Annotated in this window: 14 protein-coding genes; 10 read left to right on the top strand and 4 right to left on the bottom strand. The window is 69.6% G+C overall.

The features are described from left to right. Positions 1-24 precede the first annotated feature (24 nt). Genes HB662_RS25445 through HB662_RS25455 form a run of 3 tightly spaced genes read left to right on the top strand, consistent with a single transcriptional unit; the run spans position 25 to position 2,377 of the window. The gene (locus HB662_RS25445; RefSeq protein WP_168054245.1) at positions 25-1,155 is read left to right on the top strand and encodes an acyl-CoA dehydrogenase family protein; all 1,131 of its coding nucleotides are present in this window, start codon (positions 25-27) and stop codon (positions 1,153-1,155) included. Then, positions 1,152-1,919, top strand: a complete 768-nt coding sequence (locus tag HB662_RS25450; RefSeq protein ID WP_168054055.1) for a 3-ketoacyl-ACP reductase — start codon at positions 1,152-1,154, stop codon at positions 1,917-1,919. The genes HB662_RS25445 and HB662_RS25450 overlap by 4 nt, the downstream gene beginning before the upstream one ends. Then, on the top strand, positions 1,916-2,377 hold the full coding sequence (locus tag HB662_RS25455) for a MaoC family dehydratase (RefSeq protein ID WP_168054247.1): 462 nt from the start codon (positions 1,916-1,918) through the stop codon (positions 2,375-2,377). Before HB662_RS25450 ends, HB662_RS25455 begins: the two co-directional genes overlap by 4 nt. A 34-nt stretch (positions 2,378-2,411) precedes the next feature. Here HB662_RS25455 and HB662_RS25460 read toward each other — a convergent pair whose 3' ends face one another. Both HB662_RS25460 and HB662_RS25465 read right to left on the bottom strand, forming a co-directional pair. Then, positions 2,412-3,431: a Gfo/Idh/MocA family protein gene (locus HB662_RS25460; protein ID WP_168054249.1), complete on the bottom strand. Its 1,020-nt coding sequence runs from the start codon at positions 3,429-3,431 to the stop codon at positions 2,412-2,414. Then, on the bottom strand, positions 3,428-4,159 hold the full coding sequence (locus HB662_RS25465; RefSeq protein ID WP_168054251.1) for an enoyl-CoA hydratase/isomerase family protein: 732 nt from the start codon (positions 4,157-4,159) through the stop codon (positions 3,428-3,430). Before HB662_RS25465 ends, HB662_RS25460 begins: the two co-directional genes overlap by 4 nt. Before the next feature lie 64 nt (positions 4,160-4,223). Between HB662_RS25465 and HB662_RS25470 the strand changes: the two genes are divergently transcribed. The 6 genes from HB662_RS25470 to HB662_RS25495 all read left to right on the top strand — a co-directional run bounded on the left by HB662_RS25470 (position 4,224) and on the right by HB662_RS25495 (position 11,048). Beyond that, the gene (locus tag HB662_RS25470; protein ID WP_168054253.1) at positions 4,224-5,762 is read left to right on the top strand and encodes an acyl CoA:acetate/3-ketoacid CoA transferase; all 1,539 of its coding nucleotides are present in this window, start codon (positions 4,224-4,226) and stop codon (positions 5,760-5,762) included. Continuing rightward, a complete protein-coding gene (locus HB662_RS25475; RefSeq protein WP_168054255.1) occupies positions 5,759-6,196 on the top strand; it encodes a MaoC/PaaZ C-terminal domain-containing protein in 438 nt (145 codons plus the stop codon). The genes HB662_RS25470 and HB662_RS25475 overlap by 4 nt, the downstream gene beginning before the upstream one ends. Before the next feature lie 84 nt (positions 6,197-6,280). Continuing rightward, positions 6,281-7,279, top strand: a complete 999-nt coding sequence (locus tag HB662_RS25480; protein ID WP_168054257.1) for a TRAP transporter substrate-binding protein — start codon at positions 6,281-6,283, stop codon at positions 7,277-7,279. Positions 7,280-7,365: 86 nt separating this feature from the next. Continuing rightward, positions 7,366-7,881: a TRAP transporter small permease gene (locus HB662_RS25485; RefSeq protein ID WP_168054259.1), complete on the top strand. Its 516-nt coding sequence runs from the start codon at positions 7,366-7,368 to the stop codon at positions 7,879-7,881. Then, positions 7,881-9,200 carry a TRAP transporter large permease gene (locus tag HB662_RS25490; protein ID WP_168054261.1) on the top strand — a complete coding sequence of 440 codons (1,320 nt, stop codon included), beginning with the start codon at positions 7,881-7,883 and terminating at the stop codon, positions 9,198-9,200. Before HB662_RS25485 ends, HB662_RS25490 begins: the two co-directional genes overlap by 1 nt. A gap of 72 nt (positions 9,201-9,272) precedes the next feature. Further along, the gene (locus HB662_RS25495; RefSeq protein ID WP_342449585.1) at positions 9,273-11,048 is read left to right on the top strand and encodes an ABC transporter transmembrane domain-containing protein; all 1,776 of its coding nucleotides are present in this window, start codon (positions 9,273-9,275) and stop codon (positions 11,046-11,048) included. Between the two features lie 61 nt (positions 11,049-11,109). On the opposite strand, the gene cysK is transcribed toward HB662_RS25495, so the two are convergent. Continuing rightward, on the bottom strand, positions 11,110-12,084 hold the full coding sequence (cysK, locus tag HB662_RS25500; protein WP_168054263.1) for a cysteine synthase A: 975 nt from the start codon (positions 12,082-12,084) through the stop codon (positions 11,110-11,112). Between the two features lie 143 nt (positions 12,085-12,227). Here cysK and HB662_RS25505 point away from each other — a divergent pair, with 143 nt between their 5' ends. Continuing rightward, complete coding sequence (locus HB662_RS25505; RefSeq protein WP_168054265.1) at positions 12,228-12,671, top strand: RrF2 family transcriptional regulator; 444 nt, start codon at positions 12,228-12,230, stop codon at positions 12,669-12,671. Between the two features lie 39 nt (positions 12,672-12,710). On the opposite strand, the gene HB662_RS25510 is transcribed toward HB662_RS25505, so the two are convergent. Continuing rightward, a complete protein-coding gene (locus HB662_RS25510) occupies positions 12,711-13,829 on the bottom strand; it encodes an OpgC domain-containing protein (protein WP_168054267.1) in 1,119 nt (372 codons plus the stop codon). Positions 13,830-13,832 lie beyond the last annotated feature (3 nt).

A 13,832-nucleotide genomic window follows, 5' to 3' on the forward strand; every position in this document is an offset into this window, starting at 1 on the left:
CCCCAAGAAGTTGGGGGAAACGCATTGGCCGAATCAGGGGAACTCGCCGCCCTGCGGGAGACGGCGCGCCGCTTCGCGGATAGCGAGGTCGCGCCCCGCGCGGCGGAGCTGGATGAGACGGAAGCCTTCCCGGCGGATATCTACCGGGCGCTGGGCCGCCTCGGCCTGCTTGGCATCACCGTGCCGGAACGCCTCGGCGGGGCGGAGGCCGGGGTGCAGGCCTATGCCATCGTCATGGAGGAATTGTCGCGCGGCTATGCCAGCGTGGCGGACCAGGTGGGGCTGGTGGAGCTGCTGGGCACGCTTCTTTCCGAGCACGGCACGCCGGCCCAGCAGGCCCGGTACCTGACGCCGCTGCTGCGCTACGAGACCAGCTGCGCCTATGCGCTGACCGAGGCCGAGGCCGGCTCGGACCTCGCCAATCTGAAGACCACCGCACGGCGGGACGGCCCGGACTGGGTGCTGAACGGCGAGAAGATGTGGATCCACATGGCGCCGCGCGCGGATTTCGCCGCGGTGCTGGCGCGCACGGACCCCGCCGCCGGGCATCGCGGCATGTCGATCTTCCTGGCCGATCTGAAGGCGCCGGGCGTGGAGCGGCTGCGGGCGGAGCACAAGATGGGCCAGCGCGCCTCCCCGGTCGGCGGGCTGCGTTTTTCGGATCTGCGGCTGCCAGGCGAGGCCCTGCTGGGGCCGGAGGGCCGCGGCTTCCACATGATGATGTCCGTGCTGGACAAGGGCCGCATCGGCATCGCCGCGCTGGCACTCGGCATCCTGCAACGCGCGCTGGAGGAAAGCGTGGGTTATGCGAAGCAGCGTGTGCAATTCGGAAAACCCATTGCCGAACAGCAGGCGATCCGCTTCCTGATCGCGGACATGGCGAAGGACGCGCATGCGGCGCGCCTGCTGGTGCGCGACGCCGCGCAGGGCATGGATGAAGGCCGCCGCGTGACGCTGGAGGCCAGCATGGCGAAATGCTTCGCGAGCGACGCCGCCGTGGCCCGCACCGCGGATGCCGTGCAGATCCATGGCGGGTCCGGCTATATCCGCGGCGTGACAGTGGAGCGGCTGTATCGCGACGCCAAGATCACGCAGATCTACGAAGGCACCAACCAGATCCAGAGGGTCATCATGGCACGCGAGATTCTTTCGTGAATCGCCCCGTCGCACTCGTCACCGGCGCGCGCCGTGGCATCGGCCGGGCCAGCTGCGTGGCGCTCGCCGCCGCGGGCTATGACGTGCTCGGCTGCGACATCGGCGCCGACGGCTTCGACGAAACCGCGCAGGCGGTGGAGGCGGCGGGCGGGCGCTTCGCCTGGCATCTCTGCGACGTCTCCGACCTCGGCCAGATCGAGCTTCTCGTCGATTGGGCCTGGCAGATCTGGGGCGGGGTGGAGGCGCTGGTGAACAATGCCGGCGTCGGCGCCCTGCAGCGCGGCGACCTGCTGGAGGTCTCGGTGGAGTCCTGGGATCGCTGCCTCGACATCAACACCCGCGCGCCCTTCTTCGTCTCCCAGCATGTGGCGCGGCGGATGGTGGCGGAAGGCGCGCCGCAGCGCGGCAACCGGGCGCTGGTCTTCATCTCGTCGGCCAATGCCGCGCTGGTCAGCGCCGATCGTACCGAATACAGCGCCAGCAAGATCGCCGTCAGCATGGTGGCGCGCTGCTTCGCCGTGCGCATGGCGGAGGAAGGCGTGCCGGTCTACGACATCCGCCCCGGCGTCATCCGCACCGACATGACGGCCGCCGTCACCGCCCGCTACGACAAGCGCATCGCGGAGGGGCTGTCCCCCGTGAAGCGCTGGGGCGAGCCGGAGGATGTGGGCCGCGCCATCGCCGCGCTGGTCACCGGCGCCATTCCCTTCTCCACCGGCGATGCCTTCCACATCGACGGCGGCCTGCATCTGCATCGCCTATGAAGATCGATCCCGCGCTGCTGCGCTACGAACAGGTGGAGCCGGGCCTCGTCATCGAGACCGGCGGCATCACGGTGACGGAGGCACATATCGTCGCCTTCGCCGGGCTGACCGGCGATTTTTACGACATCCACATGGATGACGATTACGCGCGCGACCTCGGCTACCCCGGCCGCGTCGCGCATGGGCTGCTGGGGCTGGCGCTGTGCGACGGCCTGAAGAACCGCGCGCCGACGCGGTTCGCCGCAATCGTGTCGCTGAACTGGCGCTGGTCCTTCACCGGGCCGATCCTGGTGGGGGACCGCATCGCGGCGCGTATCACGGTGCTGTCGAAGCGGCTGACGAAGAACCCGGCGCGCGGCATTCTCACCATGGGCTTCGACCTGACCAATCAGAAGGGGCAGGTCGTGCAGAAGGGCGAGAACGACATGATGGTGCACACCCTGGCGTCTGATCGCTGAAGGCCGGAACGGCCGGAGGCGTGAATCAGCGCCCCTATAACTCGACGAAGGCGCCTGATTCGGCGCTGCGCAGGATCGCCTCGATGGCGTGCAGCACGGGCAGGCCCGTGGCGCCGTCATTGCTGGGCGTGCGGCGCTGCGTGATGGCGTCGCAGATCTCGGCGATCATGGCGCGGTGCGGGCCGTGGTCGAAGGCCATCGGGTCGGCGCCACCGCCGCCGGCCATGGCGCCGTCCACCACCTCCACCGGGCGGCCCTTCACATGCAGTTCGAGGCGTTCCGCCACCAGGGACGCGCTGCCGCCGGTACCGGCGATCTCCACGCGCTCGGGGTAGCCGGGCTCCGCGACCGTCGTCGCATCCAGCGCACCGATGGCGCCATTGGCGAATTGCAGCGCGGCGGCGGCCATGTCCTCGGTATCGATGGCGCGCAGCCCGCTTGTCTTCGCCAGCGCGCCGACGCGCGCCAGTGGGCCTGCGATGTGCAGCAAAAGGTCCAGCGTGTGGATCGCCTGGGTCAGCAGCACGCCGCCGCCGTCGCGCGCCTTCATGCCGCGCCCCGGCTGCGCGAAATACGCCGCATCGCGCCACCAGCGGATGGAGGCGGAGCAGGACAGCAGCGTGCCGAGCTCGCCGCCCGTGACCGCCTGCTTCAGCCGCAGCGCCGCCGGGCGGAATCGGTGCTGGAAAACCACGCCGAGCGTGACGCCGGCCTCCCGCGCCACCTGCACCAGCGCCGCGGCTTCCGCCGCATTGCGTTCCAGCGGCTTCTCCACCAGCAGGTGCTTGCCGGCCGCGGCGGCAGCGCGCGCCACCGGCAGGTGCTGGCCCGGCGGGGTCAGCACCAGCACCAGGTCGAGCCCCGGCGCGGCGAGCAGCGCCTCCAGACTGTCGAAGATAGGCGCCTTCCAGCGCAGCGCGAATCCCGCGCGCCGTTCCGCGCTCGGCGAGAAGCCGCCGATCAGCCGTGCGCTGCCCGCTGCCTCAAGGTCCCGCAGCGCCAGCATGTGCGGCTGCGTCGCCATGCCCAGCCCGACGATCCCGATGCCGATCATGCCCTGTCCCCTTCCCGCAGCGCCGCCAGGCACAGCACGTTCAGCTCGTTCTCATAGGCCAGGCCCGCCGTCAGCGGCGCCTCCAGCGATTGCCGCACCGCCGCCTTCACCGCCTGCACCGCGACCGGCGACAGGCTGGCGAGGCGCGTGCAGAGCGCGCGCGCCGTGTCCTCCAGCGCCGCATCCTCCACAAGCTGTTCCACCAGCCGCAGCCGCAGCGCCTCCGCGCCGTCGATCTGCTCGCCGGTCAGCAGCAGGCGCATCGCCTGGCCGAAGCCGGCGATGCGCGGCAGCATCTGGGACGCGCCGCCGCCGCCGACCCAGCCGCGTGTCACCTCCGGGAAGCCGATGCGGCTGGAAGTCGCGGCGATGCGGATATCGGCGGCCATCGCGATCTCGAAGCCGCCGCCCAGCGCCCAGCCCTTGATGGCGGCGACCACCGGCTTGCGGATGGCACGGATGGCGCCGGGATAATCCGGCCGGTGCCGAAAATCCCAGGCGGTGCGGAAGGCCTCGATGGCGCGCAGATCCATCCCGGCGCAGAAGGCGCGCTCGCCGGCACCGCGCAGCAGCACGGCGCGCACCGCCTCATCGGCATTGATGGCGCGCGCATGGCCGGCAAGTTGTTCGGCCATCGCGTTCGTGATGGCGTTGTGCTTCGCCGGGCGGTCCAGCGTCAGCACCGCCACGCCCTCCGCCACTTCCAGCGTCACCTGGCCGTCGTCCATCCGGTTTCCTCCCACGCGTCTCGCCGGTACAGTAGCGGCAACAACGGTTGGGGAAACGGGCGCGATGCGCAAGGTCACGGCGCAACAGGCGGCTTCGCTGGTGCGGGATGGCGATACGCTGCTGATCGGCGGCTCAGGCGGCGGGCATGCCGTGCCGGATGCGCTGCTGGCGGCATTGGGCGCGCGTTTTTCCGAGTCAGGCGCACCGCGAGGGATAACGGCGCTGCATCCGGTGGGCGTCGGCGATGGCGGGTCGCGCGGCCTCGGCCATCTGGCGCAGAAGGGTTTGCTGCGCCGCAACATCGCCGGCAGCTATGTGAACAGCCCACCGATCGGGGCCATGGCGCTGGCCGATGAGATCGAGGCCTGGTCCCTGCCGCAGGGCGCGCTAAGCCAGTTGATGCGCGAAATGGCCGCCGGCCGCATGGGCCTGTTCACCAAGACCGGCCTGCACAGCTTCGTCGATCCGCGCTTCGGCGGCGGCCGCCAATCCCCCTCCGCGAAGGAGGATCTGGTGGAGTTGGTGACGCTGCGCGGCGAGGAGATGCTGTTCTTCAAGCCCTACCATGTGGACATCGCCTTCCTGCGCGGCACCACGGCGGATGAGGATGGCAACGTCTCCATGGAGCAGGAGGCGGTGACGCTGGAAATGCTGTCGGAGGCACAGGCCACGAAGCGCTGCGGCGGCATCGTCGTGGTGCAGGTCAAGCGCATGGTCCGCCGCGGCAGCCTGCACCCGAAGATGGTGAAGATCCCCGGCATCCTGGTGGATCTGGTGGTGCTGGCGCCGGACCAGGAACAGACTTTTCTTACTCCCTACTCCCCATCTTATTCCGGCGAATTCCGCGTGCCGCTGGATGACATTCCGCGGCTGAAGCTGGATGCGCGCAAGATCGTCGCACGGCGCGGCACGCTGGAGTTGTTCCCCGGCGCCATCTGCAACCTCGGCTCCGGCATCTTCACCGGAATCGCCAATGTGGCGGCGGAGGAAGGCTGCCTGGATGCGATCTGCCTGACCAATGAACAGGGCAATATCGGCGGCGCCCCGGCCTCGGGCGGGGAAGCGGGGGCGGCGATGAACCCCGACGCGCAGGTGGACCAGCCCTACCAGTTCGACTTCTACGATGGCGGCGGGCTGGACCTAGCCTTCCTGTCCTTCGCGGAATTCGACGCGGCGGGCAATGTGAATGTCTCCCGCTTCGGCGGCCGCATCATCGGGCCGGGCGGCTTCATCAACATCAGCCAGAATGCGCAGCGCGTGATCTTCGGCGGCACGCTGACCGCCGGCGGCAAGCCGAAGGCGGTGGCGCAGGTGGAACAGGTGACATTCTCCGGCGCCTTCGCCCGCGAACGTGGCCAGCCCGTGCTGTATGTGACGGAAGCGGCGGTGTTCCGCCTGGGCGAGTCCGGCCCCGAGATGACGGAAATCGCGCCCGGCCTGACGGTGGAGGAGGTGTGCGGCCGCATGGGCTTCCGCCCCGCCATCGCGCCGGATCTGCGGGAGATGGAGGCGCGGCTGTTCGCGGAGGCGCAGATCGGCCTGGCCGCGCGTATCGCCGGCCGTCCGGCCAAGGCGCAATCGCCGCGCCTGGCCGCGCTGTGAGCCTCGGCCTCGAGATCGGCGCGGAGGCGCGCTTCACCAAGACGGTAACGGAGCGCGACCTGCTGCTGACGGCGGAGATCACCGGCGACCACGATCCGCTGCATGTCGATGCCGACTACGCCGCCGGCACCGCCTATGGCCAGCGCATCGCGCATGGCGCGCTGGTGCTGGGCGTGCTGTCCGCCACCGCATCGGAGATCGCGCACCGCGCCATCGCCGCAGGCTGCACGGGCGTGCCGGTCTCGCTCGGCTATGACCGGGTACGCTTCCTGGCCCCGGTCTTCATCGGCGATGTGCTGGCGGCGCAGTACCGGGTGGAGGCGCTGGATGCGGCGCGCGGGCGCTCGGAAGCCGCTTGCGCGGTCGTGAACCAGCGGGGGGAGACATGCCTGGTCGCCCGGCACATCATGAGATGGGTCACCACAACCAGGTAACTGGGCGGTTTCCAGCGCGGCGGGACCGGGTTAAACTGGGCGGGCAACCGGGCAAATGACCCGCAACCAAAGGGGAAGCTATCCATGGAACGTCGCGCACTGCTCGGCGGCATTGCCGCAGCAACCGGCCTTCTCGCCACGCCGCATGTGGTGCGGGCGCAGGCGCCGATCACGCTGAACGGCGCGAGCCAGTTCAACGAGGAACACGTCTTCACCCGCTCCATGAAGCACTTCGCGACCAAGGTGCAGGAATATTACGGGCGCCCGGTGAACTTCGTCTGGCACCTCAACAGCTCGCTCGGGCTTGAGAAGCAGTATTTCGAGTACATGTCGGCCGGCCGCGCCGTCGATTTCGGCATCGTCAGCCCGGCGCATATGTCCACCTTCAGCCGCGCCGCGCCGTTCATCGACGCGCCCTTCCTGTTCCGCGACATCGCGCATTGGAACAAGGTGCTGGACGGCGACATGCTGAAGCCCGTCTCGGACGAGGTGGAGCGCCGCGCCCGCGTCGCGCTGATCGGCTATGCAGGCGGCGGCACGCGCAACATCTTCGCCAACCGCCCGGCCACCAACATGGCGGAACTGCGCGGCCTGCGCGTGCGCGTCCAGGGCGCTCCGATCTGGTCGCGTACCTTCCAGGCGATCGGCATGGCGCCGCAGGTGATCGCCTACAACGAAGTGTACAACGCGATCCAGAACAACGTCATCGAGGCGGGCGAGAACGAGGCCGCGGGCGTCGAGCAGATGCGCTTCTACGAGGTCGGGCCGAACCTGATCATGACGCAGCACGCCATCACCGTTCGGCCGCTTTGCTTCTCCGCCCAGACCCTGTCCCGCCTGCCGCGTGAGCTGCAGGAAGCGGTCCGTCGCGCGGGCCGCGAGGCCGGCGTGTTCGGACGCAACGCCGAAAGCAGCGAGGACGCGCAGAAGATCACGGCGCTGGAGCAGGCAGGCCGCCTGAAGAAGATCACCTTCACGCAGCGCGCCGAGATGAACGCCGCGGTGAAGCCGGTGATGGAAGCCTATGCGAAGGAAATCGACGCCGATCGCATCTTCACCGCGATCAACGCGCTGACTTCGTAATCCGTCGGTTCTGATACCCGGCGGGGCGCCATGCGCGCCCCGCCACCCCTCACCAAACAGCCCACAGGCGAAGGATACCCACCCGCATGCCGCCCGAAGGCGCGCGCGGATTGTTCCGCCGCATCACCGCGATCTATGCGCGAATGCTTGACATACTGCTGGTCGCGACCGTGGTTGGCATCATCCTGCCCGTCACCATGCAGATCTTCGCCCGCTTCGTGGAATGGATCCCGCGATACATCTGGACCGAGGAACTGGCGCGCTTCCTGTTGGTCTGGATGATCATGATCGGCGCCATGCTCGGCGTGCGGGAAGCCACGCATTTCAACGTGGACCTGTTCAACAACCTGCGTGGCCGCACCAAGGCGGCAATGGACATCCTGTCCTCGCTCTTCGTGCTCGGCTTCGCCTATGTCTTCATCGTCTATGGCTGGGAATTCACCGATACCGCCTGGTTCCGGATCAGTGAGCTTGCCGAACTGCCGCTCTGGACCATCCACATCGCCTGGCCGATCGCCGGCGTCACCTGGGTGATCTTCGCCGGTGAACGTATCTGGGACGACCTGCAGATCCTGCTGCATGGCGAGAAGGCGGAATCCTGATGGGCGGCAACGTGTTGGCCACCGGCGATGCCGCGTGGATCATGTTCGGCATCTTCTTCACCCTGCTGGCGCTGCGCGTGCCGGTGGCGGTGTCGCTCGGCATCGCCTGCCTGCCGGCCTTCATCCTGGAAGACCGCCTCTGGCCGATGATCCTGGTGCAGGAGACCTTCAACTCCTACAACTCCTTCATCCTGCTGGCGGTGCCCTTCTTCCTGCTGGCGGCCAATCTGATGACCGCCGGCGGCATCACCGATAGGCTGGTCACGCTCTCGCGCTCCATGGTCGGGCACCTGCCGGGCGGGCTGGCGCAGATCAACGTGGTGCTGTCGGTGTTCTTCGCCGGCATCTCCGGCAGTTCCACCGCGGATGCCGCGAGCCAGGGCCGCGTCTTCATCGATGCGCAGATCAAGGAAGGCTACTCGCCGAGCTTCTCGGTCGCCATCACGGCGGTGTCCTCCGTGCTCGCCGTGGTCATCCCGCCCTCGATCCTGATGATCGTCTGGGGTGGCGTGCTCACCACCTCGATCGGCGCGCTGTTCCTGGCCGGCATCCTGCCCGGGCTGTTCCTGGCGCTGTCGCAGATGGGCACGGTCCACGTCTATTCGAAGATCCGCAACTACCCGACCTACCCCAAGGCGACCTGGGGTGAGCTGGCCTACGCGCTGTTCATCTCGATCCCGGCGCTGATGACGCCCTTCATCATCATCGGCGGCAAGATCTTCGGCTGGTTCACGCCCACCGAGGCCGCCTGCATCGCGGTGCTCTACGCGCTGGCACTGTCGCTGCTGGTCTATCGCAAGATGGACATGCGCGGGCTGTATGACGCCTTCAGCCGCACCGGCCGCTTCGCCGCCATCACGCTGTTCGCCGTCGGCACCGCCAGCGTGTTCGGCTGGCTGATGGCCTTCTACCAGATCCCGCAGGCGCTGCTGGCCAATGTCTCCTCCTGGGAGATGGGGCCGATCGCGGCGGGGTTCTTCATCGCCGCCACCTTCCTGGTGGTGGGCTGCTTCCTGGATGCGATCCCGGCCATCATCATCGTCGGCACCATCCTGCAGCCGATCGCGGCGGCGGCCGGCATCCACCCGGTCCACTTTGCCATGATCAGCATCGTCTCCCTCGCCTTCGGGCTGGTGACGCCACCCTATGGGCTGTGCCTGCTGATCTGCTGTTCCATCGCAAATCTGCGGCTGATCGACGTGCTGAAGGACGTGATGATCATGCTGGTGCCGATGTTCCTGGTGCTGGTGCTGCTCATCCTGTGGCCGGACATGGCGCTGCTTATCCCGCGCTTCCTTGAGCCGGGCTTCATGGAGTAGCCGCACGGAGTAACCCGGGGGGAGATTGGCGGGCCGGTTGCGGAACAGCGGGGCGGAGAGCATTTTGAGCGGGTGACCACCACCCCCTCCCCCCGCCCACCCGCCGCCGCACCCGTCGCTTCCCTGGGTCTGCTGCTGCCGCATCTGCGGCCCTACCTGCCCCGCGCGCTCGCCGCCGGCTTTGCGCTGATGGCCGCCGCAGGACTGACCCTGGCGCTCGGCCAGGGACTGCGGCAGTTGATCGACCGGGGCTTCACCGGCGGCGTCGCGGCGCTCGACAATGCCGCGATCTTCATGGGCAGCGTGGTAGCGCTGCTCGCGATCGCGACCTCTGCCCGCTATTACCTGGTGTCGTGGCTCGGCGAGCGGGTGGCGGCGGATCTGCGGCGGCGGGTCTTCGACCACGTGCTGTCGCTGTCCCCCAGCTTCTTCGAAACGGCGCGCACCGGCGACATCCTGTCCCGCATGACGGCAGATGTGGCGCTGCTGCAGGCGCTGATCGGCTCCGCGATCTCCATGGGGCTGCGCAACACGCTGACCGGCCTCGGCGCGCTGGCCATGCTGCTGGCGACCAGCGCCAAGCTGGCCGGCATCGTACTGGCGGTGCTGCCGCTGGTGATCGTGCCGCTGGTGGTCTTCGGAAGGCGGGAACGCCGCCTGTCCAAGGTGGCGCAGGAACGGGTGGCGGACCTGGCCGCGACGGCGGAGGAAGCGCTGAACGGCCTGCGCATCGTCCAGGCCTTCACCCATGAACCGGAAGACCGCAGGCGCTTCTCGGGCGAGGTCGAGCGTTCCGTCGCCGCCGCGCTGCGACGCATCGCCTCCCGCACCGCCCTGATCCTGGTGGTGATCCTGTGCGGCTTCGGCGCCATCACCTTCAGCCTGTGGGTCGGCGGGCATGACGTGGTGGCCGGGCGGATGACGGGCGGGGAGCTGACCGCCTTCGTCTTCTACGCCGTGCTGCTGGCCAGTTCGGGTGCGACGATGAGCGAGCTATGGGGCGAGATCCAGCGCGCCGGCGCGGCCGCCGACCGGCTGCTGGAACTGCTCTCCGCCCGGTCGGACATTCCCGTCCCGGCCAGCCCGGTGGCGCTGCCGCAACCGCCGCAGGGCCGCGTCGTCTTCGAGCATATCCACTTCGCCTACCCCACCCGCCCCGGCCAGGCATCGCTGGAGGATTTCTCCCTGGTGGTCGAGCCCGGGGAGACGGTGGCCCTGGTCGGCCCCTCCGGTGCCGGCAAGACCACGGTGTTCCAGCTGCTGCTGCGCTTCTACGATCCGCAATCCGGCCGGGTGCTGGTGGATGGGGTGGATGCGGCGCAGGCGGACCCGGCGGCACTGCGCGCCCGGCTCGGCCTGGTGCCGCAGGACCCGGCGATCTTCTCGACCAGCGTGGCGGAAAACATCCGCTACGGCCGGCTGGATGCGACGGATGCGGAGGTGGAGGCCGCCGCGGTGGCCGCCGCCGCCGATGACTTCATCCGCCGCCTGCCGCAGGGCTACGCCACCCATCTCGGCGCCCGCGGCGTGACGCTTTCGGGCGGCCAGCGCCAGCGCATCGCCATCGCGCGAGCCATCCTGCGCGACCCGCCCATCCTGCTGCTGGACGAAGCCACCAGCGCGCTGGACGCGGAATCGGAGCAATCGGTGCAAAGGGCGCTGGAGGCGCTGTCCCAGGGCCGCACCACACTGGTGGTGGCGCATCGCCTGGCCACGGTGCGAAACGCCGACCGGATCGTGGTGATGGAGGGCGGGCGCATCGTGGCCATGGGCACGCATGACGCGCTGGTGCGGGAGGGCGGCCTCTATGCCCGCCTCGCCGCGCTGCAATTCGCCGAGACGGGCTGAGGCATTATTGAAGCCAGAGCAATATCCGGCCTGACGAACAGTCAGACCGGATATTGCCCTATCAGATCCCCTCGAACAGTCGGGTCGAGAGGTAGCGTTCCGCCGAGGACGCCGCGATGCCCACCACCAGCCGCCCTTCCAGCGCCGGGTCCCGCGCCACGCCCAGCGCCGCATGCAGCACGGCGCCCGAGGAAATGCCGATGGCCAGCCCCTCCTCCCGCGCGCAGCGGCGGGCGGCCGCCATGGCTTCCCCCTCCGAGACGCGGATGATCTCGTCCAGCGCCTCGAAATCCAGCACGGCGGGGCGGAAGCCGGCGCCGAGGCCCTGGATGTCGTGCGGCCCCGCTTCCTCGCCGGACAGCACCGCGCTCTCGGCCGGCTCCACGGCGATGATGCGCAGCCCCGGGCGGCGCGGCTTCAGGGCGCGGGCGATGCCGGTCAGCGTGCCTCCGGTGCCGACTCCGCCGACCACCACATCGACCTGGCCCGCGGTATCGGCCCAGATCTCCTCCGCCGTCGTGGCGGCATGGATGGCCGGGTTGGCGGGGTTGTCGAATTGCCGCGGCATCCAGGCGCCTGGTGTCGCCGCCACCACCTGCTCCGCCCGCTTGATGGCGCCGGCCATGCCGCGCTTGGCCGGCGTCAGTTCCAGCTCCGCCCCCAGCAGCTTCATCATCTTCCGGCGTTCCAGGCTGGCGCCGTCCGGCATCACCACGATCAGCCGGTAGCCGCGGGCGGCGGCGACGAAGGCCAGCGCAATGCCGGTATTGCCGCTGGTCGGCTCCACCAGCGTGGAGCGGCCGGGTTCGATCAGCCCTTCCCGCTCCGCCGCATCCACCATCGCCAGGCCGATGCGGTCCTTCACCGAGCCAAGCGGGTTGAGGAATTCCAGCTTCAGGGCAAGCCGCGCGGCCAGCTTCTCCGCCGCCTCCAGCCGCGGCAGGCGCACCAGCGGCGTAGCGCCCACCACCTGCAGCACGCTGTCGAAGATGCGGCCATGCGCCCTGGGCGGGATGTTTGGGGTGCCATCATCCATGGCGGGGAACCCCTTCCGGGTTGATTGCCCGCGGTTTTGGCCGAGCCCGCGAGCGCTGGCAACGGGCGGCGAGGCCGCGTCTTGGCGAACCACACCGGCGGCGCGTACAATTGCACCAAACACGCCAGGGAAAAGCGCTCCGCATGCTGCTGCGCCAGGAACGTGCCATGACCGCCATCGCCGTCATGCTGGATGTCGCCTTCCACGCTGGCCGTGGCGAAGCCGTGACCGGCGGGGCGGAGGTCGCGGCGCGGCTCGGCGCGGCGCGGCGGGGGATCGAGCCGGTGTTCCAGGCGCTGTCCCGCGCCGGGCTGCTGGACAGTCTGCGCGGCCCGCATGGCGGCTACCGGCTTGGCCGGCGCCCGCGGGAGATCCGGCTGGCGGAGGTAGTGGCCGCCGTCACCGAGGAATCGGGGGCGGAATTGCAGGGCAGGCTGCAGGAAGCGGTGGTGGCGCCGCTGTGGCAGGAGATGTCGGCGATGCTGCGGGAGAAGCTGGCCGGGCTGACGCTGGAAGACCTGTTGCGCCGCGCCCAGGCCGCCGGCCTGAAGCGGCCGGCCAGCGAGCCGCTGAACTTCGCGATCTGACGGGAAAGCCGCCCCGCCGGCTTCCCGCAACCGGGCAGATCAGGCCCGCGCCACGCGCCGCGCCGGCTGCCGCCGTCGGTCGAGCACCGCGGCGAAGCCGGTCAGCGCCGCGACGCCGGCCGGGATCAGCGCCAGTTCCAGCCACCAGGCGCCGGCCGGATGCAGCGCCAGCGCGGTGGCCACGCCCCAGGACAGGAACAGGCCGAGGCAGAACACATGCAGGCTGTGCTGCCCGATCAGCGCCAGCACACGCGGCACCGCGCCATGCATCCAGGGCGCATCGCGCGGTACCAGCACCGCCACCAGCCAGGCCAGCGCCAGCGCATGCGCCAGCCGCAGCGGGCCGAGAACCGGCTTTTCCGCCGCATCCGCCAGCAGCGCCGGTGCCGGCTCCGCCCAGCCATAATGGCCGAGCTTCACCCAGAGCCCCGCCGCCACCACCGCCGCCGCCACCGCGAACAGCGCCGGATGCCGCGGCAGCGGCGCCACGCCGAGCAGCGCCCGCCGGCCGAACCAGGCGCCGAGCAGGAACAGCACCTGCCAGGCGAAGGGATCGAAGCCGATCTCGGTCCCGCCCAGGCCCGGCGGCGTCAGGCCGAAGATCTGCGTCGCCGCATACAGGCCGAAGGGCAGCGCCAGCGCCCGGTCGCCGATGCGTTCCTGCAGCCACAGGAAAGGCGCCAGCAGCAGCATGCAGAACACGAACAGCGGCAGGATATCCATGAAGGCCGGCTGGTACAGCAGCACCAGCGTGCCGGCGATGGCGCGCAGCGGGTGCTCCGCCAGCCAGCCCCAGCCCGCGGCCTCCGGCGGCACCGGGGAGGTCATCCGCGCCCAGAACACCATGGCGGCGAACAGCACGAAGACCACCAGATGCGTCAGGTACAGCCGGCGGATTCGCCCGCCCAGGTCGCGCAGCGCCGCAGCGAAGCCATCCCGCGCCCGCTTCAGCGTGAAGACGGAGCCGAGCGCCAGGCCGGACAGCAGCACGAACTGCTCCGAACTGTCGGAGACACCCCAGCTCGCATGGATGCCCCAGAAATAGATCGCGCCGAAGGCGTGCGCGATGAAGATGGAAACCTGCAACCAGCCGCGCAGGACATCCAGCCGGACATCGCGCGGCGGGCGCTGCAGCGCGAACCCCTTCGGCGCGGCCACCGC

It is taken from the genome of Falsiroseomonas frigidaquae, from assembly GCF_012163145.1.
Classification (GTDB): Bacteria; Pseudomonadota; Alphaproteobacteria; order Acetobacterales; family Acetobacteraceae; genus Falsiroseomonas; species Falsiroseomonas frigidaquae.